This is a genomic window from Aeromonas sp. PrichA-15 (genome assembly GCF_017939245.1).
Lineage (GTDB): Bacteria > Pseudomonadota > Gammaproteobacteria > Enterobacterales > Aeromonadaceae > Aeromonas > Aeromonas caviae.
The window spans coordinates 1-327 of sequence record NZ_JAGKRH010000265.1 but is presented as its reverse complement, the minus strand read 5'-3'; the positions used below and the strand labels follow the sequence as shown (position 1 = coordinate 327).

Below are 327 nucleotides of genomic sequence, written 5' to 3'. Positions count from 1 at the left end.
CACTCTCAATGAGGCAAAGCAGGCCGTGGCAACCATAGGTGCACAACCGCTGACCGCTCTGGGCAATGGCTATCATGGCCGTTGGCAACACGCGAATTATGCCGGGGTCGCGCAACGTTGGTTGCTGGTGCGCAGCGAACAAGCCAGCCACCGCGAGCAGCAGACATTGGCCAAAAACCTGCTCAAAGACAGTACCCGCGAGCTCAAAGCCTTCGCCAAATTGTGTGCCCGACGCTTTGCTTGTGAGGCGGATGCCCAAGCTGAGTTGAGCTGTTTTACCGCCAGCTTGATGCTGCTGCAACTGGATGCCGAAGTGGTAGGTGAACC

Annotated in this window: 1 pseudogene; it reads left to right on the top strand. The window is 57.8% G+C overall.

From position 1 onward, the window contains the following. Window positions 1-327: pseudogene (locus tag J9889_RS20720) on the top strand (IS1634 family transposase); the annotation flags it as partial.